A 22,196-nucleotide genomic window follows, 5' to 3' on the forward strand; every position below is an offset into this window, starting at 1 on the left:
GGTCCCGTCCGGTGCCGGGCGGTCGCGCGTCCGGGGTTAGCGTGCGGAGCATGGAGCACACCGGGGTGCAGACCACCCGTGCCGGCGACGTCGAGCTGGCCTACGAGACCTTCGGCTCGCCCGGGGACCCGCCGCTGCTGCTGGTCATGGGACTGGCCACGCAGATGATCGGATGGCCCGACGAGTTCTGCCGGATGCTGGCCGCGCGCGGCCTGTACGTCGTCCGGTTCGACAACCGGGACATCGGACTGTCCACCCACCTCGACGACGCCGGGGCGCCCGACGTCCTCGCCGTCATGGGCGGCGACCACTCGGGGGTGCCCTACCGCCTCGCCGACATGGCCGACGACACCGCCGCCCTCCTCGACGCGCTGGGCATCGACAGCGCCCACGTCGTCGGCGCCTCGATGGGCGGGATGATCGCCCAGACGCTGGCCGTCCGGCACGCGGACCGGGTCCGCAGCCTCACCTCGATCATGTCGACCACGGGCGACCCCGCCGTCGGCGCGCCCGCCGAGGCCGCCATCGGCGTCCTGCTCGCCCCGCCGGCCACCGACCGGGAGAGCGCCGTGCAGCGTGCGGTCGACACCTACCGGGTCATCGGCTCCCCCGGCTTCGAGTTCGACGAGCACGGGCTGCGGGAGCGGGCCGGGCTGTCGTTCGACCGCGCCCACAACCCGGCCGGCGTCGCCCGCCAGCTGGCCGCGATCCTGGCCAGCCCCGACCGCACCGCCGAGCTCGCGCGGGTCGCCGTCCCCACCCTCGTCGTCCACGGCGAGCACGACGCGTTGATCGACGTGTCCGGCGGCCGGGCGACGGCGGCGGCGATCCCCGGCGCCGAGCTGCTCGTCGTCGACGGGATGGGCCACGACCTGCCGCGCGAGGTGTGGCCGCAGCTGGTCGACCGGATCACCGCGCTCGCCGCCCGCGCCGACGGCCGCTGAGCGCGACCGGGGCCCCGCCGCGGCGGGGCCCCGGGATCGCGGTCAGCTGGTGAGCATGCCGCCCTCCACCGGGATCGTCGTCCCGGTGACGTAGCCGCCCGCGTCGCTGACCAGGAAGACCAGGGCGGCGGCGAGCTCCATCGGGTCGCCGGCGCGGCCGGCGAGCACCCGGCCCATCTGCTGGTCGAGGTAGCCCTCGGGGTACTGGTCGGTCATCTCCGAGGCGAAGAAGCCCGGCGCGAGCGCGTTGACCCGGATGCCCTTGCGGCCGGTCCACTGCTGGGCGAGGTCGCGGGTCAGCCCGATCAGGCCGGCCTTGCTCGCCGCGTAGGCCGCCTGCGGCAGCCCGGCGGTGGTCAGGCCCAGCACGCTGGAGATGTTCACGATCGAGCTGCCCGGCTTCATCACCCGCCCGCAGGCCTGGGCCATCCAGTAGCAGCCGTTGAGGTTGACGTCGATCACCGCCCGGAACTCCTCGGGCTTCTCCCGGGTGGCCGGCGCCGCGGTGCCGATCCCCGCGTTGTTCACGAGGACGTCGACCCGGCCGAACTCGGCCATCGCGGCGTCGACCAGCGCCTGGCAGTCCTCCACCTTCGCCACGTCGGTGCGCACGGTGATCGCCCGCCGGCCCTCCGCCTCGACCGCCTCCTTCGTGGCGGCCATCCGGTCCTCGCGGCGGGCCCCCAGCGCCACGTCCGCCCCGGCCTGGGCTAGCGCCCGCGCGAACACCACGCCCAGCCCCGAGGACGCCCCCGTGACGATCGCCACCTTCCCGTCGAGCCGGAACATGTCCAGGATCGTCCTGTCCGCCACCGTGGTCTCCTCTCCCCTGCTGATCTCGTCCCCGGACCGTAACGGCGCTGTGCGGTAGATCACCGGGCGGGCGGGTAGGGAGGGCCGGCGGGCAGCAGGTCCCAGCCGTAGGAGGTACGTCGATGTCGCCGCAGGACCCCCCGGGCACCCCCTTGTGGCGGCAGGCCTTCGACGCCGCCGAGAAGCGGGTCGCGCCGCACGCCGAGAGCCTGGTGCGGACGCCGTACTTCGCCACCGGCGTCGGGCTGCTGCGCCGGGCGCAGACGCTGGCCCGGGACACCGCCCGCGGCGTCTCCGCGCGCGCCTGGCACCTGGTCAACCTGCCCGCCGGCACCGACCTCGCCCGGCTGCGCGCCCAGGTCGGCGCGCTCGACCGCGAGGTCCGGCGGCTGACCGTGCAGCTGGAGAACGAGCGCCGCCGTCCCCGGACGGCGGACGTCCCGCCCCCCTCGTCCTCGGAGGAAGCCGATGCCGACGGTGCCCAGTCCCCAGGCGGTCCTCGACCGCGTCCGCCGCGACGTGGAGCGCAACGCCCTCCGCGCACGTAACGGCATCAAGCTCGTCGCCGGCGTCGACCGGCCCGGCGTGGGGCTGACGCCCAAGGACGTCGTCTGGGAGCGCGGCCGCACGCAGCTGTGGCACTACCGCAGCGACAAGGTGCGGTACTCGCCGCCGCTGCTGATCGTGTTCAGCCTGATCAGCCGCAGCTACATCCTCGACCTCACGCCGGGGAACTCCTTCGTCGAGCAGCTGCTCGACGCGGGGTTCGACGTCTACATGGTCGACTGGGGCGAGCCCGACGCCCGGGACGCGCAGAACCGGCTCGAGGACTACGTCGACGACTACATCCCCGCCGCCGTCGAGCGGGTCCGCGAGCTGTCCGGCGCCGACGAGGTCAACCTGTTCGGCTACTGCTTCGGCGGCGACCTGACCCTGCTCTACGCCGCCCACCACCCCGACGCCCCGGTCCGCAGCCTCACCGTGCTGGCCACCCCGGTCGACTTCACGAAGATGGGGCCGATGGCCGACGTCTTCCGCGGCGGCCTCGAGGTCGACGACGTGGTCGACGAGGACGGCAACGTGCCGCCGCGGGTCGTCGTCCAGGGGTTCCGCACCCTCACCCCCACCTCCGAGGTCACCCGGTACGTGACGCTGTGGGAGCGGCTCTGGAACGACGAGTACGTGCAGGCCTACCAGGCGATGACCGGCTGGTCCGACGACCACATCCCGTTCCCCGGCGCGGCCGCCCGCGAGACGGTGCAGATGCTGGTCCGGGACAACGGGATGGTCACCGACCGGCTGACCGTCGCCGGGGACCCGGTGCACCTGTCGGACATCCGGCTGCCGTTCCTCACCGTGCGCGCCGACCGCGACCACATCGTCCCGCCGGACGCGACCGCCCCGCTGATCGACCTGGTCGGCTCGGAGGACAAGCACGAGCTGCGGCTCAACGCGGGGCACATGGGCCTGGTCGTGGGCCGGACGGCGGCGAAGACGACCGTGCCGGAGATCATCGGCTTCCTGAGGAAGCGCAGCGACGAGGTCGGGGAGGACTGACCGTGGAGGTCGTCGAGCTGGAGTCGGCGCACTGCGACGCGCTGCTGCGCTTCTTCGCGGGCCTGCCCGAGGGGGACCTGACCTTCATCGAGGAGGAGGTCACCGACCCCGACGTCGTCCGGTCCTGGGCGTCGGGCGGCGCGGGCGGACGGCGGTTCGTGGCGCTGGACGGGGACGAGGTCGCCGGCTACGTCGCGGTGCGCCCGCTGCCCGGCTGGTCCTCGCACGTCGGGGAGGTGCGGCTGGTCGTCTCCCCCACCCGGCGCGGCGCGGGCCTGGGCCGCCAGCTCGCCCGGCAGGCGCTGGTGACGGCGGTCGGCGACGGGCTGGCGAAGCTGGTCGTCGAGGTGGTCGCCGAGCAGGGCGCGGCGCTGGCGCTGTTCACCGACCTGGGCTTCACCGGGGAGGCGCTGCTGCGCGACCACATCCGGGACCGCGAGGGCAACCTGCGCGACCTCATGGTCCTGGCCCACCACGTCGACGAGACGTGGGCCGGCATGGCCACCGTCGGCCTGGACGAGGCGCTGGGCCAGGACCTCAGCTAGCAGCCGGCGCGCAGCACCTGCCGCTGTTCCGGCCTCCCTGCAGGGCCCCGCCACGAGCCTGCGAGTGGTGGGGGGCAGGGAGGTCCTTCATTCCCTGACCCGGCCGCCGTCGACGGTGATCCGCCGGGTGGTGGCCACCGCCTCGAGCATCCGGCGGTCGTGGGTGACCAGCAGCAGCGTGCCCGGGTAGGCCGCCAGCACCGACTCCAGCTGCTCGATCGCCGGCAGGTCGAGGTGGTTGGTCGGCTCGTCGAGGACGAGCACGTTCACCCCGCGGGCCTGCAGCAGCGCCAGCGCCGCGCGGGTGCGCTCCCCCGGCGAGAGGGTCGCCGCGGTCCGCAGCACGTGCTCGGCGGTGAGGCCGAACTTGGCCAGCAGGGTGCGCACCTCGGCGGTCGGCCAGTCCGGCACCTCGGCGGCGAAGGCGTCGAGCAGCCGCCGGTCGCCGGTGAACAGCCCGCGGGCCTGGTCGACCTCGCCGAGCCGCACCGCCGGGCCGAGCGACGCGGCGCCGGAGTCCAGCGGCACCCGGCCCAGCAGCGCGCCGAGCAGCGTCGTCTTGCCCGCGCCGTTGGGCCCGGTGATCGCCAGCCGGTCGCCCCAGTCGACCTGCAGGCTCACCGGCCCGAGGGTGAAGTCCCCGCGGCGCACCACGGCGTCGCGCAGGGTGGCGACGACGGCCCCGGCCCGCGGGGCGGCGGCGATGGTCATCCGCAGCTCCCACTCCTTGCGGGGCTCCTCGACCACCTCCAGCCGCTCGAGCCGGCGCTCGGTCTGCTTGGCCTTGGCCCCCTGCTTCTCCGCCGTCGCCCGGTTGTGCGCCTTGATGTGCTTGTCGGGGTCCTTCGACTTCTTGACCGCGTCGCGGACCCCCTTGGCCAGCCAGTTGCGCTGCATGCGCGCCCGGGCCTCCAGCTCGGCCCGGGTCTCCGCGTACTCCTCGTACTCCTCGCGCGCGTGCCGGCGGGCCACCTCCCGCTCGGCCAGGTAGGCCTCGTAGCCGCCGTCGACCACCCGGACCAGCTGCTGGGCGAGGTCGAGCTCGACCACGCGGGTCACCGTGCGGGCGAGGAACTCCCGGTCGTGGCTGACCACGACGACGCCGGCGCGGTTGCCGGCGACGAAGCGCTCGAGCCGGTCGAGGCCGGCCAGGTCGAGGTCGTTGGTCGGCTCGTCGAGCAGCAGCACGTCGTAGCGGGACAGCAGCAGCGCGGCCAGCCCCACCCGCGCCGCCTGGCCCCCGGACAGCGCGGGCACCGCGGCGTCCGGGCCGACGCCGGGGGCGACCTCGGCGAGGACCTGCTCGAGCCGCTCGTCGAGGTCGGCGCCGCCCAGGGCCAGCCAGCGCTCCAGCGCCTCGGCGTAGGCGTCGTCGGCGCCGGGGCGGCCCTCGGCGAGGTCGGCGGTGGCGGCGTCGAGGGCGGCCTGCGCGGCGGCGACGCCGGTGCGGCGGGCCAGCGCGGCGGCGACGGTCTCGCCCTCGCGGCGGTCGCGCTCCTGCGGCAGGTGCCCGACGGTCGCCGTCGGCGGGCTCAGCGTGATCGAGCCGGAGCCGGCGGGCAGCTCGCCGGCCAGCGTGCGCAGCAGCGTGGACTTGCCGGCGCCGTTGACGCCGACCAGGCCGACGACGTCACCGGGCGCGACGACGAGGTCGAGGCCGGAGAAGAGGACGCGCGCGCCGTGGCCGGCGGCCAGGCCGCGCGCGACGAGGGTGGCGCTCATGGGGGTGCTCCCGGGAGGACGGATCGGTCGGGTCGACGTCGTTCCGGGGCTCACAGCACGCGCCCACGGTAGCGCGCGGGCCGGTCAGGCGTCGCGCGCGTTCCCGTCGCCCGCCTCGTCGTCGCGGTCCCCGTCGCGGTCCCCGTCGAGGTCTCCGTCGAGGTCCTCGTCGAGGTCCTCGTCGAGGTCCTCGTCGTGGTTCCTGCCGAGCACCTCGTCGGCCATCTCGTCGAGCATCGCCTCGAGCACGTTGTCCTCCTCCCCCGCCGGGCGGCGGCGGACCAGCCACGGCCGGAGGTGGTCGTAGCCGCGCACCGACACCCGGCGCAGCGGCCGCACCCGGTAGCGGGGGTGCCCCCGCAGGCGGCGGGCGAGCTCGCGGTCGACCAGCACCGTCCCGGCGCGGGCCACCGAGGTCAGCCGGCTGGCCAGGTTGACCACCGGCGAGTAGACGTCGCCGAGCCGGGTGAGCACCGTGCCGTAGGCGGCGCCGACCCGCAGCGGCGGCCGGTCGGGGGCGTCCCACGCCTCGGGCAGGGTCAGCCCGATCTCGACGGCGTCGTCGGCGGAGGCGGCGGTGTAGAGGACGCCGTCGCCGACGGTCTTCACCACCCGGCCGTGCGAGCGGGCGATGACCTCGGTCGCGGTCGCCTCGAACGCCTCGACCATCGCGCCGAGCTCGCGGGCGGCCATGCCGCGGGAGCGGGAGGTGTAGCCGACCAGGTCGGCGAACCCGACGGCGAGCTCGCGGCGGTCGCCGGGCTCGCCGGTCGCCAGCACCCGGTCGATGTTGGCCGCGAGGTGCCGGCGCCACACGTAGTCCTGGGTGCGGGCCAGCAGCGGGAGCAGCACGTCGGCCGCGGCGACCGGGTCGACAGCCTCGGGGCCGAGCTCGCGGGCCTGCCGGGTGAGGACGTCGGCGAGCAGGTCGGTCTGCCAGTCGGCCAGCCGCGACAGCGCCTGCCCGGTGGCCCGGGCGATCGAGGCCTCGGTGTCGAGGTCGACGAAGCCGGAGTCGATGAGCGCCGACAGGGTCCCCAGCGCCCCGACGTCGGCGAGGGTGAAGGCCGGGTCGTCGTCGGCGACGTCGGGGAAGCCCAGCGCGCGCCACAGCCGCTGGGTCCGCTCGGGCGGCATGCCCGCGGCCGCGGCCACCTCCAGCCGGGTCAGCCGGCGCGGGCCGCCGAGCAGCAGCCGCTCCAGGGCCTCCCGGACGGCGTCGCGGTCCGGGCCGGACAGGGGGTCCACGTCCGCCCCGGGTCAGCCCGTCGTGTGGACGACGAGCACGTCGCAGGCCGAGCGGCGCGTGGCGTCGGCCGGCACCGAGCCCAGCAGCCGGCCCCGGATGCCGTTGAGCCCGCGGTTGCCGACCACCAGCAGGTCGGCGTCCTCGCGCCGGACGACGTCGAGCAGCGCCTCCACCGGCGACCCGAGGACGGCGACGGTGCGCACGTCGCCGGCGCCCGCCTCCGACGCCACCTCACCGGCGTGCCGCACGGTCTCCTCGGCGGGGGTCGAGCCGACCACCTGGTAGGCCTCGTCCCCCAGCACGTCCCGGGCCCGGGACAGCTCCCGGTCGTCCTCCTCGGTGGGCAGGTGGGCGCAGGCCACGACGAGGGTCGCCCCGCAGGCGCCGGCGAGGGCACCGGCCCGCGCGACCGCGCGCAGCGAGGACTCCGAGCCGTCCGTCCCGACCACGACCGTCCGATACGCGCTCACGGCGCGCACTGTAGTGATCGCGCCGCGCCGCTGTGCCGCCGGTCACGGCCGGGCACCCGATCGGGCTGCCGGGAAACGGCTGGTGGACGGAGGGTTGCCGGGCCGTGACCGGCGGCGCGCCGCTCCCCCCGGGACCTCGGCGGCGTCCCCGGCGTGGGCCAGGATGGCGACCGCACGGGGACCCGACGGCCGAGGAGGACCATGACCAGCGCGACCCCCGGACGCCCGGGACCGGTGCGGGTCGAGGTGGCCGGCCTGAGCAAGACCTTCGGCACGGTGCGGGCCGTCTCCGACCTCGGCTTCACCGTGGAGCCGGGCTCGGTGACCGGCTTCCTCGGCCCCAACGGCGCGGGCAAGACGACGACGCTGCGGATGGTCCTCGGGCTGGTCACACCCGACGCCGGCACCGCGACCTTCGACGGCGTCCCCTACGCGGCCCTGCGCGAGCCGGTGCGCACCGTCGGCGCCGTCCTCGAGACCGCGTTCCATCCCGCCCGCTCCGGCCGCGACCACCTGCGCGTGTACTGCCGCGCCGCCGGGCTGCCCGTCTCCCGCGCCGACGAGGTACTCGAGCGGGTCGGGCTCACCGCCGCCGGGCGCCGCCGTGCCGGCGGCTACTCCCTGGGCATGCGGCAGCGGCTGGCGCTGGCCACCGCCCTGCTCGGCGACCCGCCGGTGCTCGTGCTCGACGAGCCGGCCAACGGCCTGGACCCCGAGGGCATCCTCTGGCTGCGCGGGTTCCTGCGGCACCTCGCCCACGACGAGGGCCGCACGATCCTCGTGTCCAGCCACCTGCTGGCCGAGGTCGAGCAGACCGCCGACCGCGTGGTCATCGTCGGCGCCGGCCGGCTGGTGCGGCAGGGCTCGATCGCCGAGCTGCGCGCCGGGACGTCCGGGGGCAGCGTGCTCGCCCGCAGCCCCGAGGCCGACCGGCTGGCCGCCGTCCTCGCGGGGGCGGGCATCCCCGCCACCCGCGGCGACGACGGCCTGGTCACCGTCACCGGGACGACGACGGCCGACGTCGGCGCCCGCGCCTTCGCCGCCGGGGTCGAGCTGCACGAGCTGCGCGCCGAGACCACCGGCCTCGAGGACCTCTACTTCCGGCTCACCGCCGGCCAGGAGCAGTTCGCCGCCGGCCCGGCCGCCGCGACCACCGAGGGAGCCGCCCGATGACCGCGCTGGTGCGCGCCGAGTGGACCAAGCTGTTCACCACCCGTGTGTGGATCGGCCTGCTGGCCGGCGCCTGCCTCATGGCCGGCGGCTTCGCCGCGCTGTTCACCGGCCTGGCCGGCGCCGAGCAGGACGGCCAGCCGGGGCTGCCCGCGGTGGGGACGCCGGAGTACGAGGAGGTCGTCTTCTCCGTCGCGGCCAACGCCAGCGTCTTCTTCCTGATCCTCGGCATCATCGGGATGACCGCCGAGTACCGGCACCGCACCGCGACGCCGACCTTCCTGACCACCCCGCGCCGCGGGCGGGTGGTCACCGGCAAGCTGCTCGCCTACGCCGCCGCGGCCGTCCCGTTCGCGCTGCTCGTGCTGGTCGTCGACGCCGCCGTCGTGCTGGTCTACGCCGGTGCCCGCGGGGCGGCGCCGTCGCTGGACGCGGACAACCTGCGGACGCTGGGCGCGGCCGGGCTGGTGCTCGTCGTCTTCGCCGTCATCGGCGTGGGCGTCGGCGCGCTGCTGCGCAACCAGGTCGGCGCGATCGTCGGCGCGCTGGTCTACCTGTACGTGGCCGAGCCGATCATCTCCTCGATCGGCGCGATCCAGGGCGCCTACAAGTGGCTGCCCGGCGGTGCGGTGCAGGCGATCACCTCCGACTTCCAGGCCCCGGACCTGCTGGAGCCGTGGCAGGGCGGCCTGCTGCTGCTCGGCTACGGTCTGCTGGCGGCCCTGCTCGGCACCTTCCTCGCCGTCCGCCGCGACGTCGGCTAGCCGTCGCCGGCCTCCCCGAACCCGCACCGAGAGGTCCTCCCGCATGACCACCCGCATGACCGTGCAGCGCCTGGGCCGGTTGGTGGCCGACGGCGACGCCGAGGCCGTCCGCAGCGCCGTCGCCGAGACGCCGCGGCTGCTGACCGGCGCGGTCGACCACGACGGCGACGGCGGCTGGACCCCGCTGCACCTGGCCGTCGCGCAGGGCCGCGAGGACGTGGTCGAGGTGCTGGTCGAGGCCGGTGCCGACCTCGCCGCGCGCACCGAGTCCGGCCGCACGCCGCTGCACGTCGCCGTCGAGCACGCCCCGCAGCTGGTGCCCGTCCTCACCGGGCTGGGCGCGGCCGTCGACGCCGCGGCCGCCGCCTACCTCGACGACACCGGCCGGCTCGCCGCCGAGCTCGACGCCGGGGCGCCGCTGACCGACGCCGCGGGCGGCTGGGACCTGCTGACGCTCGCCGCCGCCGGCGAGGCGGCGGGCGCGCTCCGCCTGCTGCTCGAGCGCGGCGCCGACCCGGACGTCGGCGCGCTGGCCGCGGCGGCCGCCGGCGGCCGCCCGGACCTGGTCCGCGTGCTGCGCGACGCCGGCGCCACCGTCGGCCGCCGGGACCCCGACACCGGCCGCACGGCGCTGCACGAGGCGGTCGCGGCCGGCCCGGGCGACGACGCGCCCGAGGTCGTGCGGCTGCTGCTGGCCGCCGGGGCCGACGTCAACGCCACCACCAGCGACGGCGCCAGCGCCCTGGACATCGGCCGGGTCGCGGCGGCCCGCCACCGGCGCGACGCTGGTCAGGCGGGCGCCCGGGACGCGCTCGTCGACCTGCTCGTCGCGTCCGGCGCGACCGACTGACCGGCCCCCGACCAGCGGCGTCCGGAACGCGGACGGCCTGCTCCGTCCGGTTCCGGAGAACCGGACGGGCGTAGACTCCAACCCCGGTCCAGCGACGTCCACCGACGACGAAGAAGGCACTCGCCCCGTGTCACGCGACAACTCATCCCGGCCGTCCACCACCTCGTCCTCCTCCGCGGTGGCGGGCTTCGGCACCAACGAGTGGCTGGTCGAGGAGATGTACCAGCAGTACCTCGCCGACCCGTCCAGCGTGGACCAGGCCTGGCACGACTTCTTCGCCGACTACCGGCCGGGCAGCCCGGTCGCCGCGAGCGACGACCGTGAGCAGGCCCCCGCCGGCAACGGTGCCGCCGCGCCGCCGGCCGCGGCGGCCGCCGCCGAGCGCCCCGCGGCCGCCGACGCCGCCGCGTCGGCTCCCCCGGCCACCGCCCCCGCGGCGCCGTCCCCGGCCCCGGCGCGCGCCACCCCGGTCCCCGAGCGCACGGAGGCCACCGTGGTCGACCAGGCCGCCGACCGCGCCGACCAGAAGGCGAAGGCCGCGCCCGCCCCGGCGAAGCCCGCCCCCGCCGCCAAGCCCGCCCCGGCCGCCGCCGACGGCCCGAAGCGGATCCCGCTGCGGGGTGCGGCGGCCAGCGTCGTCAAGAACATGAACGCCTCGCTCACCGTGCCGACGGCGACGAGCGTGCGGGCGGTGCCGGCCAAGCTGCTGGCCGACAACCGCATCGTCATCAACAACCACCTGAAGCGCTCGCGCGGCGGGAAGGTCTCGTTCACCCACCTGATCGGCTACGCGCTGGTCCGGGCGCTGGACGACTTCCCGAACATGAACGCGGCCTTCGCCGAGGTCGACGGCAAGCCGACCCTGGTGCAGCCCGAGCACGTCAACTTCGGCCTCGCCATCGACCTGCCCAAGGCCGACGGCTCCCGCTCGCTCGTCGTCGCCTCGATCAAGGCCGCCGAGCAGATGGACTTCGCCCAGTTCTGGGGCGCCTACGAGGACGTCATCCGCCGCGCCCGCGCCGGCAAGCTGACCCTCGAGGATTTCTCCGGCACCACGATCAGCCTGACCAACCCCGGCACGATCGGCACCGTCCACTCGGTGCCGCGGCTGACCGCCGGCCAGGGCGCGATCATCGGCGTCGGCGCGATGGAGTACCCGGCCGAGTTCCAGGGGATGAGTCCCGAGGCGCTGACCGAGCTCGGCGTCTCGAAGATCATCACGCTGACCTCGACCTACGACCACCGGATCATCCAGGGCGCCGAGTCCGGTGACTTCCTGCGCCGGCTGCACCAGCTGCTGCTCGGCGAGGACGGCTTCTACGACGAGGTCTTCCGGTCGCTGCGCCTCCCCTACGAGCCGGTGCGCTGGATGCCGGACGTGCGGGTGAGCCGCGAGGGGCAGATCGACAAGGAAGCCCGGGTCATCGAGGTCATCGAGTCCTACCGGCGCAACGGCCACCTCATGGCCGACACCGACCCGCTCGAGTTCAAGGTCCGCAGTCACCCCGACCTGGACATCCTCCAGCACGGCCTCACGCTGTGGGACCTCGACCGGCCCTTCCCCGTCGGCGGGTTCGTCGGCGAGAAGGTCATGCCGCTGCGCGACATCCTCGGCGTGCTGCGCAACTCCTACTGCCGCACCGTCGGCGTGGAGTACATGCACATCACCGACCCCGAGGAGCGCGAGTGGCTGCAGAAGCGCATCGAGCTCAAGGCCGAGCAGCCCGACCGGGAGAAGCAGAAGCACATCCTCGGCCGGCTCAACGCCGCTGAGGCGTTCGAGACCTTCCTGCAGACCAAGTACGTCGGCCAGAAGCGGTTCAGCCTCGAGGGCGGCGAGTCGGTCATCCCGATCCTCGACGAGGTCCTCATCGCCGGCACCGACCACGGCCTCGACGAGGTCGCGATCGGCATGGCCCACCGCGGCCGGCTCAACGTGCTGGCCAACGTCCTCGGCAAGAGCTACTCGAAGATCTTCGGCGAGTTCGAGGGCAACATCGACCCCGGCACGGTCCAGGGCTCGGGCGACGTCAAGTACCACCTCGGCGCCGAGGGCACCTTCGAGAACCCGTTCAAGCCGGGTGCCCAGATCGCCGTCTCGCTGGCCAGCAACCCCTCGCACCTGGAGACGGTCAACCCCGTCCTCGAGGGCATCACCCGCGCCAAGCAGGACATGATCGACAAGGGCGAGCAGGGCTTCACCGTCCTGCCGGTGCTGCTGCACGGCGACTCCGCCTTCGCCGGCCAGGGCGTCGTCCAGGAGACGCTGAACCTGTCCCAGCTGCGCGGCTACCGCACCGGCGGCACCGTGCACGTGGTCATCAACAACCAGGTCGGCTTCACCACCAGCCCGGCCGCGGCCCGCTCGAGCCTGTACTCGACCGACGTCGCGCGGATGGTCAACGCGCCGGTCTTCCACGTCAACGGCGACGACCCCGAGGCGTGCGTGCGCGTGGCCCGGCTGGCGGTCGAGTACCGGCAGGCGTTCAAGAAGGACGTCGTCATCGACCTGGTCTGCTACCGCCGCCGCGGGCACAACGAGGGCGACGACCCGTCGATGACCCAGCCGCTGATGTACGACATCATCGACCGCAAGCGCTCGGTCCGGAAGCTGTACACCGAGGCGCTGGTCGGCCGCGGCGACATCACGCTGGCCGAGGCCGAGGAGGCCCTGAAGGACTACCGCGACCAGCTGGAGCGGGCCTTCGCCGAGACCCACGACGCGACCGAGACCCCGAAGCCGCAGCCGGTCATGGACCAGCCGGCCCAGCAGGTCTCGGCCGTCGCCACCGCCATCACCCCCGAGGTGATGAAGGCGATCGGCGACGCGCACGTCTCGCTGCCGCCGGACTTCACCCCGCACCCCAAGCTCAAGCGGCTGCTCGAGCGGCGAGCGGCGATGGTCAGCGAGGGCGGCATCGACTGGGCGATGGGCGAGCTGCTGGCCTTCGGGTCGCTGCTCATGCAGGGCGTGCCGGTGCGGCTGGCCGGTCAGGACTCCCGCCGCGGCACGTTCGTGCAGCGCCACTCGGTGCTCATCGACCGGGAGACCGCCGCCGAGTACACGCCGCTGGCGCACCTTGCCGAGGACCAGGCGAAGTTCTTCGTCTACGACTCGCTGCTGTCCGAGTACGCGGCGCTGGGCTTCGAGTACGGCTACTCGGTGGCCAACCCCAAGGCGCTGGTCCTCTGGGAGGCCCAGTTCGGTGACTTCGTCGACGGCGCGCAGATGGTCATCGACGAGTTCATCTCCTCCGGCGAGGCCAAGTGGGGCCAGCGCTCCGGCGTGACCATGCTGCTGCCGCACGGCCTCGAGGGGCAGGGCCCGGACCACTCCAGCGGCCGCATCGAGCGGTTCCTGCAGCTGTGCGCCGAGAACAACATGACCGTCGCCAACTGCTCGACGCCGGGCAACTACTTCCACCTGCTGCGCCGGCAGGCGCTCTCCGACGTGCACCGGCCGCTGGTCGTGTTCACGCCGAAGTCGCTGCTGCGGGCCAAGGCGGCGGTCAGCCCGGTCGCGGACTTCACCGACGAGGGCTTCCGCCCGGTGCTCGGCGACCCGGGTGTCGGCGGCGAGCCGCTCGACGACGCCGCGGTGCGCCGGGTGCTGCTGTGCAGCGGCAAGGTCGCCTACGACCTGTTCGCGCAGCGGGAGAGCGAGGGCCGCGCGGACACCGCGATCCTGCGGGTCGAGCAGCTCTACCCGCTGCCGGCCGAGCAGATCGCCGAGGCGGTCGGCCGCTACCCGAACGCGCAGGACCTGGTCTGGGTGCAGGAGGAGCCGGCGAACATGGGCGCCTGGTCGTTCATGGCGCTCAACCTCCCCGAGCACCTCGGCGGCCGGACGCTGCGGCGGGTCAGCCGCAAGGCCTCGGCCAGCCCGGCGGTCGGCTCGGCGAAGGTCCACGAGGTGGAGCAGAAGGAGCTCATCGCGAGCGCCTTCGCGGACTGAGCCCGGCGTGTACTTCACCGACCGCGGGCTGGAGGAGCTGGCCGACCGGCGCGGCGAGGAGCAGGTGACCCTCGCCTGGCTGGCCGACCAGCTGCGGGCCTTCGTCGACCAGCACCCCGACTTCGAGGTGCCGGTCGAGCGGCTGGCCACGTGGCTGGCGCGCGGCGGCACCGACGACGTCGACGACCTCGACTAGACCAAGGACCCTCACGAGATCGGCGGTCCCGCCCGCTCCGGCCACCCGGAGGCGGCGGGACCGCCGATCTCGTCGTCTCCGGAGCGCGCCTGCGCCGGCCGGGCCGCGGACGACGGCACGCTGTGTCCGTGCTCGGTCACTCGCACGCCCTGTCCGGACTCGCGGCCGGGGCGGCGACCCTGCCCTGGGCGCCCGTCGAGGGCACCGTCGCCCAGGTCGCGTGGGTCGCCGCCGTCGGCGGGTTCGCCATGCTGCCCGACCTCGACCACACCGGCTCCACGGTCTCGGACATGTGGGGGCCGGTGACCGACGTGCCCTCCGGCGCGATCGGCCGGCTGGCCGGCGGGCACCGCTGGGGCACCCACGACGCCGTCCTGGCGCCGCTGGCCTTCGGCGCGCTCGCGCTGGCCGCGGCGAACCTGTTCTGGGCCAGCCTCGTGGTCATGGCGCTCGGGATCGGGCTGGCGCTGCGGGCGCTGCACTTCGTCATCCCCGGCCGGGCGGAGAACACCGTCGTCGGCAACCTGCTGCTCTCCTTCGGCGGCGCCTGGCTGCTGCTGGCGCACAGCCCGCAACCGACGTGGCTGCCCTACGCGGTGGGGCTCGGCGTCCTGACCCACATCGCGGGCGACCTGATCACCAGGCAGGGCGTGCCGCTGCCGGTGCTGTGGCTGGCCAAGCGGCGGCGGCTCGCGCTCACCCCGATGCGCACCGGGACGACGCTGGAGAAGGCGGTGCTGGCGCCGCTGTTCCTCGGCGTCGCGGTGTGGTTCGTCTACGCCAACACCGGCGTCCGCGAGACCGTGGACCCCTACCTGACCGACCTGCTCAGCCTCGGCTGAGTTCGGCAGCAGGGTGTGATCCTCTGTGCGTGAGTGCGGCTACCCCGATGTGAGCGGTGTGGTGCGCGTTGGCGCTCTCGCGCCCGGCGGCTACAGGCGCGCTCGCACGTCTGCCACGCCCGCACCGGCGAGCTCGGGCAGGGCGGCGGTTCGGCCGGAGAGGGTGGTGAGGAGCGCGGTGGCCGGTCCGGAGACCTGGGCGCCCTCGCCGTAGTGCCAGTCGGTGTCGGTGGCCGAGAACGCCAGCCCGTCGAGGATGCCCGGCGGCAGCGAGCGACGGGCGCGGGGGCTGGTCAGCTGCTCGAGGGCGACCCGGGCGTTCTCCGGGTCGGTCGGGGATGGCACCCCGAGCGGCCGGTAGACGTCCTGGGCGTGGATGACCAGGTGACTCAGCGGCGCCTCGACGGGTGCGCCGGGCACGGAGAAGGTGCGGTGCTCGGTCTTCCGCAGGCCGGCGACCACCTCGGCCGGTGTCCGTGTGTCCGTGGTCGCCCAGCGGTCGGCGGCGCGGTCGAAGTCGAACCTGGCGCGCAGCATCATCAGCAGGAACCGGGGTGCCGAGAGCTCGTACGGCATGAGCAGGTGCACGACGAGGTCTCGCACCGCCCAGCCGGCGCACAGGCTGGGGGTGTCCCACTGCTCCTCGTCGAGCCCGTCGAGCACGTGGAGCAGTCGGGTGCGCTCGGTCTGGACGCGCGCGTCCACGTCCTGCTTGATCTCGGTCACCTGGATCCCTCTCGTTGCCCTTGCCGGCCCGCCGACGCCGGGTCCTCGCCGTCCAGGGGAAGGACGGCCGTCGGTGCCAGGAGTCATCGCTGGCGCCGAGTCTCACCCGTACAGGGGATCCGTACCGGCCGCGCCACGCACGGACTCACGCACATCTGGCACACCTTGCTGCCGAACTCGGCCTCGGCTGACTCCCGGCTGCCGTCGCGGGGTCCTGGCATCCGGCGGCGATGGCCGACGTCCGCACCGCACCCCGCTGGTGGCAGCCGCTGCTCGCCCGCGCGCTGCGGGCGGTCGCCGCGGCGCTGTGGACGGGCGTCGACACGGGCCGGCTCCCATAGCGGCCCCGGCGACTGCGGTGGGACCGGGCGCTGCTGTTGGTCGTCGCGTCCCACGGCTGCGTCGCCTAGCTCGCCGCCTCCGGTGCCCGGTGCTGCTGGCGGCCGCGTGGGCCCCGGCCCGCCGCGCCGCGGTCGGCGTGGGTGACCAGCCCGTGGCCGGTGGACCCCGTGTGGGCGCCGATCGCGGCGGTCGGCGTGCTCGCGCCCCCGGTGGGGCGAGCCTCGGTGCCCGGTGGGACGCCCAGGGCGCGCCGGCGGCCGGGCAGGCGTGGACGGCGGAGGCGCAGGCCGCCCGGGGCGCGCTGGCTCCGCGGGTGGCCGGACGGCGCTGACGTCCGACCGTGGCCCGGCCGCCCGCGACCTCCCCGGAGCAGCCCGGGGCCCGCGCGGGGGTTGTGCCGGGCCGAGGTCAGCCGGCGCGCGTCATCGTGGACTCGTAGCCGCCGCCGGGCCAGCGCCAGGCGCCCTCGTTGACCGTGCCGTCGGGGCTCCAGCGCCCCTCGTAGCGGGCCGGGGAGTCGGTGCCGCCGAACCAGATCCGGAGGACGTCGTCCCCGACCCGGTAGGTGTACTCGAGCAGCTCCCCGCCGGCTCCGAAGTAGTGCGAGCGCAGCTCGCCGGCGGCCTCGTCCCAGCCGATGTACTCCACCCCGCGGGTGGGGTCGTCGCCGCGCAGGTCCACGTGCTGGACCAGCCAGTTGCCGCCGTCCATCCACTCGTAGCGGACCTCCCCGCGCGGGCCGCCGGGGCCCGAGACGGTCCAGGTGCCGACGAGCCGGTCGAGGCTGCGCAGCGCCGCCGTGCGGGCCTCGAGGGCGGTGGGGGTGCTCGGGTCGGGGTCCATGGTCGCCTCCTGGGTGGGCGGGGCCGGGCACCGTCGCCGGGCCACACGGGGAGGACCGCCCTGCGGCCCGTCCCTCATCGGTGGAACCCGGGGAGGGTTCCGAGACCGTGCCGCGCCGGCGGCGGCTACGGTCCCCCGCTGTGACCGCCGTCGCACCGCGCCTGTCCCGGGGCACCCACCTCGGCTACGCCCTCGGCTCGATCGGGACGGCGGCCTTCGGCACGGTGCCCGGCCTGCTGCTGCTCCACTACCTGACCGACGAGCTGGGCGTCGCCGCCGGGCTGGCCGGGCTGGTGGTGTTCGCCCCCAAGGCCTGGGACGTGCTGCTCAACCCGTGGGTCGGCAGCCGCTCGGACCGGACGGCGGGCCGCTGGGGGCCGCGCCGGCCGTGGATGCTGGCCGGCGGGCTCGCCCTGCCGCCGCTGTTCGTCCTCGTGTTCGCCGGCCCCGGCGCCCCGCCCGCGGCGGCCGCGGCGTGGGTGGCGGTCACCTTCCTGCTCGCCGCGACCGCCTACGGCTGCTTCCAGGTGCCCTACGTGGCCCAGCCGGCCGAGATCACCGACGACCCCGGCGAGCGGTCGACGCTCATGTCCTGGCGGGTGGCCGCGCTGGCGCTGGGCATCCTGCTCGCCGGCGCCGGCGCGCCCGCGGTGGTCGACCTGGCCGGCGGCGGGCGAGCCGGGCACCTGGCCATGGCGGTCTTCGTGGCGGTGCTGCTGGCCGCCGGGATGCTCGGCGCCGTGGCCGGCACGCGGCGGGCGCCCACCCTCACCCGCGTCGAGAGCGAGGGGCGCCTGGGCGCCACGCTCGTCGTCGCCTGGCGGTCCCGGCCGTTCCGGGTGCTGCTCACCGGCTTCGTCGTCCAGGCGCTGGGGATCGGGGTGATGCTCGCCGGCGTCCCCTACTACTCCGAGCACGTGCTCGGCGACGCCGCGGCCGGCTCGGTGCTGTTCGCCGCGCTGGTGGGCCCGGCGATCCTCGTCATGCCGCTGTGGCTGCGGGTGAGCCGGCGGCTGGGCAAGCGCACCGGGCTGCTGGCGTCCTCGGCGCTGTTCGCGGCCGGGGCCGGGGCGCTCGCGCTGGTCGGCACCGGCGGCACCGGGCCGGCCGTCGCGCTGGTCGTGCTGGTCGGGGTCGGCTACGCGGGCATGCAGATGTTCCCGCTGGCGATGCTCCCCGACGTCGTCGCCGCCGACGAGGCCGCCTCCGGCCGCCGGCGGGCCGGCGTCTTCACCGGCGTGTGGACGGCGGCCGAGACGCTCGGCCTCGCCGTCGGGCCGGGCCTGCTCGGGCTGCTGCTCGCCGCGGCCGGCTACGTCTCCTCCACCGGCGGCGACGCCGTCCAGTCCGGCGGCGCGGTGCTCGCCGTCCGGCTGGGCTTCACCGTCGTCCCGGCGCTGTTCGTGCTGGCCAGCCTCCCGGTGCTGGCCCGCTACCGGCTCCACCCCGTCCCCGCCCGGCCCCAGGAGGTCCCCGCGTGACGCCGCAGGAGGTGCTGGCCGAGCTCACCGCGCTGCAGGCCGGCGACGTGCCCACCCACGGGGGCTCGACGATGGCCTACGTCTACGACTCCGGGCTGGCCGGCGTCGAGGACCTCGCCGCCGCCGCGCAGGCCGCGTTCCAGTGGACCAACGCGCTCGACCCGACCGCCTTCCCCAGCGTCGCCCGCATCGAGGACGACCTGGTGGGCGCGGCGGCCGACCTGCTCGGCGGCGGGCCGGCGACGGTCGGCACGGTCACCAGCGGCGGCACCGAGAGCTGCCTGCTGGCGGTGCTGGCCGCCCGCGAGCGGTGGCGGGCGCGCGGCGGCACCGGGCGGCCGCGGCTGGTCCTGCCGGTCACCGCGCACGCCGCGTTCCGCAAGGCCGCGCACCTGTTCGACCTCGAGGTGGCCGACGTTGCCGTCGACCCCGTCACCTGCCGGGCGCTCCCCTCCGCGGTGGCGGACGCTCTCGACGCCCGCACCGCGCTGGTCGTCGTCAGCGCGCCGTCCTACCCGCACGGCGTGCTCGACCCCGTCGGCGAGGTGGCCGCCCTGGCCGCCGCCGCGGGCGTCCCCTGCCACGTCGACGCCTGCATCGGCGGCTGGGTGCTGCCCTTCCTCGACGACGTCCCGGAGCCCTTCGACCTGTCGGTGCCCGGCGTGACCTCGCTGTCGGTGGACCTGCACAAGTACGGCTACGCGCCCAAGGGCGTCTCGGTGCTGCTCACCGCCGAGCCCGAACTGCGGCAGGGGCACTGGTTCAGCACCGCCGGCTGGCCCGGCTACCCGGTGGTCAACCCGACGCTGGCCGGCACCCGCCCGGCCGGGCCGATGGCCGCCGCGTGGGCGGTGCACCGGTGGCTGGGCCGCGACGGCTACGCCGACCTGGCGCGGGCCACCCGGGCGGCCACGGTGGCGCTCGCCGAGGGCGCGGCGGCGATCCCCGGCCTGCGGGTGGTCGGGACGCCGGTGGCCACGCTGGTCGCGCTGGCGCAGGACGGCCCGGACGGCGTCGACGTGCTCAACCTCGCCGACGAGGCCACCGCCCGCGGCTGGCTGCTGCAGCCGCAGCCGCCGTACGCCCAGCCCGGCGGCGCGGACCTGCCGGCCACGCTGCACCTCACCGTCACCGGCGCCACGGCCGGCCGGGTGGACGCCCTGCTCGCCGACCTCGCCGACGCCGCCCGGGCGGCCGCGGCGCTGCCCCCGCCGGTGGCCGACCCGGACCTGGTGGCGGCGGCCGCCACCATCGACCCCGCGGCGCTCACCGTCGCCGAGGTCGACGCGCTGCTGGAGGTCGCCGGTGTCGGAGGCGGCCGGCTGCCCGAGCGGATGGCGCCGGTGCACGCCCTGGTGGCCGCCCTCCCCCGCCCGGTGGCCGAGCGGCTGCTCGCCGGCGTCCTCGACCTGGTCTACCGGCCCCGCCGGGCGGCGCTCAGCGGGTGACGCCCTGCTCCCGGGCGCAGGCGGCCACGGCCTCGGCGACCGCGGTGGCCACCCGCCGGTCCAGCGGGCTGGGCACCACGTGGCCGGGCGCGAGGTCGTCGCCGACGACGCCGGCGATCGCCTCGGCGGCGGCCAGCTTCATCTCCTCGGTGATGGCCGTCGCGCCGGCGTCGATGGCGCCGCGGAACACCCCGGGGAAGGCCAGCACGTTGTTGATCTGGTTGGGCAGGTCGCTGCGCCCGGTGGCGACGACGGCGGCGTGGCGCGCGGCCATCTCCGGGTCGACCTCCGGCGTCGGGTTGGCCAGGGAGAACACGATGCAGCCGGGCGCCATCGAGGCGATCGCGGCCTCGGGCACCGAGCCGCCGGACAGGCCGAGGTAGACGTCGGCACCCTCGAGCGCGCCGGTCATCGTGCCCGCGTACCCCGAGCGGTTGGTGTTCTCGGCGACCCAGCGCTTCACCGGCGTCAGGTCCTCGCGGCCGGGATGCAGCACGCCGCGGGAGTCGGCGACGCAGATGTCACCGACCCCGGCGCCGAGCAGGATCTTCGTGCAGGCGATGCCCGCCGCGCCGGCGCCGGCCACGACCACCCGCAGGTCGGCCAGGGTGCGGCCGGTGACCCGGGCGGCGTTGCGCAGCGCGGCGAGCACGACGATCGCCGTCCCGTGCTGGTCGTCGTGCATGACCGGCAGGTCGAGCCGCTCGCGCAGCCGGTCCTCGACCTCGAAGCAGCGCGGGGCGCTGATGTCCTCGAGGTTGATCCCGCCGAACGACGGCGCGATGGCGGCGACGGTCTCGACGATCTCGTCGACGTCGGTGGTCGACAGCACGATCGGCACCGCCGACAGCCCGGCGAACTCGCTGAACAGGCAGGCCTTGCCCTCCATCACCGGCAGCGCCGCGGCCGGGCCGATGTCGCCCAGGCCCAGGACGGCGGTGCCGTCGGAGACCACCGCGACCACCCGCGGGGCCCAGGTGAACCGGCGGGCCAGCGCGGGCTCCGCGGCGATCGCGCTCGAGACGCGGGCGACGCCCGGGGTGTAGGTGAGCGCGAGGTCCTCGCGGGTCTCGATCGGCCGGGTCGGGCGCACCGCGAGCTTGCCGCCCTCGTGCACGGCGAACGCCGCGTCCCCGCTGAAGCGGTCGGCACTGTCCCCGGCGGAGCCCGTCGCTGCGCTCATGGCCTCGACAGGGTAGTGCTGTGACCTCCGTCGCCCGGCCGCCGACCCGCGCGCGGGGCAGGGGGCTCGCTACCGTGCGCCCGTGGAGATCCGAGAACTCGCCGTCCCGGACAGCTACGTCCTCGACCTGGTGCCGCACGGGGACGACCGGGGGCGGTTCACCGAGTGGTACCGCGCGGACGTGCTCGCCGCCGCCACCGGGTGGGCGCTGCCGCTGGCCCAGGCCAACCACAGCGTCTCGGCGCGCGGCGTGCTGCGCGGCGTGCACTTCGCGCTCGTGCCGCCGGGGCAGGCCAAGTACGTGTACTGCCCGGCGGGACGGGTGCTCGACGTCGTCGTCGACGTCCGGGTCGGCTCGCCCACCTTCGGCGTCTCCGACGCCGTCCTGCTCGAGGCGGAGCAGCCGCGCGCGGTCTTCCTCGCCGAGGGCCTCGGCCACGCCTTCCTCTCCCTCGAGGACGGCTCGTCGGTCACCTACCTGGTCTCCTCGGGCTACTCCCCGGGCCGCGAGTTCGGCGTCTCGCCGACGGACCCCGAGCTCGGCCTGCCGTGGCCGGACGACGTCGAGGTCCGGCTCTCCGACAAGGACCGGGCCGCGCCCACCCTGGCGCAGGCCCGCGAGCAGGGCATCCTGCCGACGATGGAGGAGTGCCGCGCCTGGTACGCGCAGCGGCGCGCCGGGGCCTAGCCGGCGGGGGCCGCGGCCAGCCGGCCGGGGCGCGGGTGCAGCCGGAGGACGACCCGGCCCACGGCGACCGCGGGCCCGTAGGCCCGGCTGTCGTCGGTCACCAGCGGGTTGTCCCCGCGGACGTCGACGGCGCCGCCGTCGAGCAGCCGGTGCACCCGCTTGATCACCAGCAGGTCCGGGCGGGCCGGGAAACGGGCCAGCACGACGTCGCCCACCCGGGCCCGGCCGCGCCGCAGCCGGCGGACCAGCAGCCGGTCACCGTGCCGGACCGTCGGCGTCATCGAGGGGCCGGTGACCCGCGCGAGGACCCACACCGCGGGCAGCGGCGGGACGGGACGCTCGCCCGTGTGAGGGGTGATCACCGCGAGTAGGGTCGCAGACGACCAGATCCCGCGACATCGGAGGTAG

Annotated in this window: 21 protein-coding genes; 13 read left to right on the forward strand and 8 right to left on the reverse strand. The window is 75.6% G+C overall.

Features of this window, described 5'->3' with window-relative positions:
* Window positions 1-50: 50 nt before the first annotated feature.
* On the forward strand, window positions 51-944 hold the full coding sequence (locus tag ACFO3M_RS14795; protein ID WP_387990122.1) for an alpha/beta fold hydrolase: 894 nt from the start codon (window positions 51-53) through the stop codon (window positions 942-944).
* Between the two features lie 42 nt (window positions 945-986).
* Here the strand turns inward: ACFO3M_RS14795 and ACFO3M_RS14800 are convergent, their stop codons facing one another.
* Window positions 987-1,757, reverse strand: a complete 771-nt coding sequence (locus ACFO3M_RS14800; RefSeq protein ID WP_387990125.1) for an SDR family NAD(P)-dependent oxidoreductase — start codon at window positions 1,755-1,757, stop codon at window positions 987-989.
* A gap of 122 nt (window positions 1,758-1,879) precedes the next feature.
* Here ACFO3M_RS14800 and ACFO3M_RS14805 point away from each other — a divergent pair, with 122 nt between their 5' ends.
* The 3 genes from ACFO3M_RS14805 to ACFO3M_RS14815 are packed head-to-tail and all read left to right on the forward strand — an operon-like array spanning window position 1,880 to window position 3,859.
* A complete protein-coding gene (locus ACFO3M_RS14805; protein WP_387990128.1) occupies window positions 1,880-2,305 on the forward strand; it encodes a hypothetical protein in 426 nt (141 codons plus the stop codon).
* The gene (locus ACFO3M_RS14810; protein WP_387990130.1) at window positions 2,226-3,314 is read left to right on the forward strand and encodes an alpha/beta fold hydrolase; all 1,089 of its coding nucleotides are present in this window, start codon (window positions 2,226-2,228) and stop codon (window positions 3,312-3,314) included. Before ACFO3M_RS14805 ends, ACFO3M_RS14810 begins: the two co-directional genes overlap by 80 nt.
* A 2-nt stretch (window positions 3,315-3,316) precedes the next feature.
* The gene (locus ACFO3M_RS14815; protein ID WP_387990133.1) at window positions 3,317-3,859 is read left to right on the forward strand and encodes a GNAT family N-acetyltransferase; all 543 of its coding nucleotides are present in this window, start codon (window positions 3,317-3,319) and stop codon (window positions 3,857-3,859) included.
* Between the two features lie 87 nt (window positions 3,860-3,946).
* Here the strand turns inward: ACFO3M_RS14815 and ACFO3M_RS14820 are convergent, their stop codons facing one another.
* From ACFO3M_RS14820 to ACFO3M_RS14830, 3 genes are all read right to left on the reverse strand, one after another.
* Window positions 3,947-5,581, reverse strand: coding sequence for an ABC-F family ATP-binding cassette domain-containing protein (locus ACFO3M_RS14820; RefSeq protein ID WP_387990136.1), 1,635 nt, complete (start codon window positions 5,579-5,581; stop codon window positions 3,947-3,949).
* Window positions 5,582-5,665: 84 nt separating this feature from the next.
* Window positions 5,666-6,829: an adenylate/guanylate cyclase domain-containing protein gene (locus ACFO3M_RS14825; protein WP_387990138.1), complete on the reverse strand. Its 1,164-nt coding sequence runs from the start codon at window positions 6,827-6,829 to the stop codon at window positions 5,666-5,668.
* 12 nt (window positions 6,830-6,841) lie between these two features.
* On the reverse strand, window positions 6,842-7,300 hold the full coding sequence (locus ACFO3M_RS14830) for a universal stress protein (RefSeq protein WP_387990141.1): 459 nt from the start codon (window positions 7,298-7,300) through the stop codon (window positions 6,842-6,844).
* A gap of 201 nt (window positions 7,301-7,501) precedes the next feature.
* On the opposite strand from ACFO3M_RS14830, the gene ACFO3M_RS14835 reads away from it, so the two are divergent.
* From ACFO3M_RS14835 to ACFO3M_RS14860, 6 genes are all read left to right on the forward strand, one after another.
* Window positions 7,502-8,473 carry an ABC transporter ATP-binding protein gene (locus tag ACFO3M_RS14835; RefSeq protein WP_387990144.1) on the forward strand — a complete coding sequence of 324 codons (972 nt, stop codon included), beginning with the start codon at window positions 7,502-7,504 and terminating at the stop codon, window positions 8,471-8,473.
* A complete protein-coding gene (locus ACFO3M_RS14840) occupies window positions 8,470-9,234 on the forward strand; it encodes an ABC transporter permease (protein ID WP_387990147.1) in 765 nt (254 codons plus the stop codon). Before ACFO3M_RS14835 ends, ACFO3M_RS14840 begins: the two co-directional genes overlap by 4 nt.
* Window positions 9,235-9,277: 43 nt before the next feature.
* The gene (locus ACFO3M_RS14845) at window positions 9,278-10,084 is read left to right on the forward strand and encodes an ankyrin repeat domain-containing protein (protein WP_387990150.1); all 807 of its coding nucleotides are present in this window, start codon (window positions 9,278-9,280) and stop codon (window positions 10,082-10,084) included.
* A gap of 178 nt (window positions 10,085-10,262) precedes the next feature.
* Window positions 10,263-14,039, forward strand: coding sequence for a multifunctional oxoglutarate decarboxylase/oxoglutarate dehydrogenase thiamine pyrophosphate-binding subunit/dihydrolipoyllysine-residue succinyltransferase subunit (locus tag ACFO3M_RS14850; protein ID WP_387990154.1), 3,777 nt, complete (start codon window positions 10,263-10,265; stop codon window positions 14,037-14,039).
* A gap of 7 nt (window positions 14,040-14,046) precedes the next feature.
* Window positions 14,047-14,235 (forward strand): DUF6104 family protein, encoded by a 189-nt coding sequence (locus ACFO3M_RS14855; RefSeq protein ID WP_387990157.1) that lies wholly within the window; start codon window positions 14,047-14,049, stop codon window positions 14,233-14,235.
* Between the two features lie 128 nt (window positions 14,236-14,363).
* Window positions 14,364-15,077: a metal-dependent hydrolase gene (locus ACFO3M_RS14860; protein WP_387990160.1), complete on the forward strand. Its 714-nt coding sequence runs from the start codon at window positions 14,364-14,366 to the stop codon at window positions 15,075-15,077.
* A 90-nt stretch (window positions 15,078-15,167) separates the two neighbouring features.
* Here the strand turns inward: ACFO3M_RS14860 and ACFO3M_RS14865 are convergent, their stop codons facing one another.
* Together ACFO3M_RS14865 and ACFO3M_RS14870 are read right to left on the reverse strand one after the other, a co-directional pair.
* Entirely contained in the window at window positions 15,168-15,803 is a 636-nt protein-coding gene (locus tag ACFO3M_RS14865) for a maleylpyruvate isomerase family mycothiol-dependent enzyme (RefSeq protein WP_387990163.1), read from the reverse strand.
* A 750-nt stretch (window positions 15,804-16,553) separates the two neighbouring features.
* Window positions 16,554-16,988 (reverse strand): hypothetical protein, encoded by a 435-nt coding sequence (locus tag ACFO3M_RS14870; RefSeq protein ID WP_387990166.1) that lies wholly within the window; start codon window positions 16,986-16,988, stop codon window positions 16,554-16,556.
* Between the two features lie 140 nt (window positions 16,989-17,128).
* Here ACFO3M_RS14870 and ACFO3M_RS14875 point away from each other — a divergent pair, with 140 nt between their 5' ends.
* Window positions 17,129-18,469 carry an MFS transporter gene (locus tag ACFO3M_RS14875; RefSeq protein ID WP_387990169.1) on the forward strand — a complete coding sequence of 447 codons (1,341 nt, stop codon included), beginning with the start codon at window positions 17,129-17,131 and terminating at the stop codon, window positions 18,467-18,469.
* On the forward strand, window positions 18,466-19,917 hold the full coding sequence (locus ACFO3M_RS14880) for a pyridoxal phosphate-dependent decarboxylase family protein (protein ID WP_387990172.1): 1,452 nt from the start codon (window positions 18,466-18,468) through the stop codon (window positions 19,915-19,917). The genes ACFO3M_RS14875 and ACFO3M_RS14880 overlap by 4 nt, the downstream gene beginning before the upstream one ends.
* Here ACFO3M_RS14880 and ACFO3M_RS14885 read toward each other — a convergent pair.
* Window positions 19,907-21,100: an NAD(P)-dependent malic enzyme gene (locus ACFO3M_RS14885; RefSeq protein WP_387990175.1), complete on the reverse strand. Its 1,194-nt coding sequence runs from the start codon at window positions 21,098-21,100 to the stop codon at window positions 19,907-19,909. The two genes, ACFO3M_RS14880 and ACFO3M_RS14885, sit on opposite strands and share 11 nt — an antisense overlap.
* An 82-nt stretch (window positions 21,101-21,182) precedes the next feature.
* Here ACFO3M_RS14885 and ACFO3M_RS14890 point away from each other — a divergent pair, with 82 nt between their 5' ends.
* Window positions 21,183-21,788 carry a dTDP-4-dehydrorhamnose 3,5-epimerase family protein gene (locus tag ACFO3M_RS14890; RefSeq protein WP_387990178.1) on the forward strand — a complete coding sequence of 202 codons (606 nt, stop codon included), beginning with the start codon at window positions 21,183-21,185 and terminating at the stop codon, window positions 21,786-21,788.
* Here ACFO3M_RS14890 and ACFO3M_RS14895 read toward each other — a convergent pair.
* On the reverse strand, window positions 21,785-22,150 hold the full coding sequence (locus ACFO3M_RS14895) for a S24 family peptidase (RefSeq protein WP_387990181.1): 366 nt from the start codon (window positions 22,148-22,150) through the stop codon (window positions 21,785-21,787). The genes ACFO3M_RS14890 and ACFO3M_RS14895 overlap by 4 nt on opposite strands.
* Window positions 22,151-22,196 lie beyond the last annotated feature (46 nt).

The organism is Geodermatophilus arenarius, from assembly GCF_042654585.1.
GTDB lineage: Bacteria > Actinomycetota > Actinomycetes > Mycobacteriales > Geodermatophilaceae > Geodermatophilus > Geodermatophilus arenarius.